This window comes from Streptomyces sp. NPDC097981 (assembly GCF_040302565.1).
In the GTDB taxonomy this organism is placed as follows: domain Bacteria; phylum Actinomycetota; class Actinomycetes; order Streptomycetales; family Streptomycetaceae; genus Streptomyces.
In genome coordinates this window covers 1-1,537 of the sequence record NZ_JBEORW010000181.1, presented here as the reverse complement: position 1 = coordinate 1,537, position 1,537 = coordinate 1, and the positions used below count along the sequence as shown (strand labels likewise).

Genomic DNA, 1,537 nt, shown 5'->3' with positions numbered 1-1,537 from the left:
CGGAAAAGCGAAAGTGCCTTCTGAGCTGGGAAGATGAGGCTTGTCGAAGGTCTCTGTCATCACAGCAGGAAGGCACTTTCTGCGTGCAGCCTACCCGGTCGCGTCCCAAGCTCGTCGTGTCGGCCGACGGGCACGGGGTGGTCAGCCACGCCGGATCCCGCTTGCTGGCCGATCTCGCCGATGTCACCGGCCTGACCAGCGCCTTCACGGACGCACTGCGTCGGCTGCGACCGCGTGGCACCGGGCACGATCCCGGCCGGATCGCGGTCGATCTCGCGGTCATGCTCGCCGACGGCGGCGAGGCGATAGCGGACCTGGCCGTGCTGCGCGACCAGGCTGAGGTGTTCGGCCCCGTCGCCTCCACGCCGACCGCCTGGCGCCTGCTGGCCGGCATCGACTCGGCCGCACTCGCCCGCCTGCGATCGGCCAGGGCCACCGCCCGGGAGGCCGCCTGGCTGCAAGCTGCCGAGACCAGGGCAGGGATACCCGCAGCCCGCGCGGGCGGACGCGACCTGCCCGGTCTTGTCCTGGACCTCGACGCCACCCTGGTCACCTGCCACTCCGAGAAGGAGCAGGCAGCGGCGACCTACAAGCGCGGCTTCGGCTACCACCCGCTGCTGTGCTTCCTGGACAACACCGGCGAAGCCCTGGCCGGCCTGCTGAGGCCCGGCAACGCCGGTGCCAACACCGCCGCCGACCACATCACCGTCCTCGACCAGGCACTCGCCCAGATCCCCGACGCCCACCGCCACGGCACACCCATCCTCATCCGCGCGGACAGCGCCGGAGGAGCGAAAGCATTCCTGGAACACGTGCGGGCCATGCGCTCACGCGGAGTCCTCACCCACTTCTCCGTCGGATACGCCGTCACCGAGCCGGTCCGCCAGGCGATCCGAGCCCTGCCCGAGCAGGTCTGGCATCCCGCACTCGAACAGGACGGCACCCTGCGCCAGGGCGCGGAAGTCGCCGAGCTGACCGGCATGATCGACCTGGCCGGCTACCCGGACGGGACACGGGTCATCGTGCGGCGAGAGCGTCCGCACCCAGGTGCCCAGCTGTCCCTGTTCGACCTGGATGAGGGCATGCGCCACCAGGTCTTCCTCACCGACGCCTCCTACGGCGAGGGCTCCTTGCAGCACCTGGAGGTCCGCCATCGCGCACACGCCCGCGTCGAGGACCGCATACGCAACGGCAAGACCACCGGCCTCGGCCGCTTCCCCTCCCGCCACTTCCAGATCAACGCCGCCTGGCTCGAACTGGCACTGACCGGCGCCGACCTGCTCACCTGGACTCAAACGCTGCTGCTGGAAGGCGAGTTGGCCACCGCCGAACCGAAGAAGCTCCGCTACCGGATGCTGCACACAGCCGCTCGCATCACCCGGGGCGGTCGCCGCCTCCACCTGCGCATCTCCGCAACCTGGCCCTGGAGAAACGAGCTGACCAGCGCATTCGTACGCCTCACGACCCTGCCCCGGCCGGCCACCTGAAGCATGACAGCGCCCCTGCCCGCCCACGACCCGAGGAACCCTGGAGCACC

Annotated in this window: 1 protein-coding gene; it reads left to right on the top strand. The window is 70.2% G+C overall.

What is annotated here, in order from left to right; genetic code table 11:
• Positions 1–83: 83 nt before the first annotated feature.
• A complete protein-coding gene (locus ABTY04_RS40920; RefSeq protein ID WP_352218508.1) occupies positions 84–1,487 on the top strand; it encodes an IS1380 family transposase in 1,404 nt (467 codons plus the stop codon).
• The last annotated feature ends 50 nt before the right edge of the window (positions 1,488–1,537 follow it).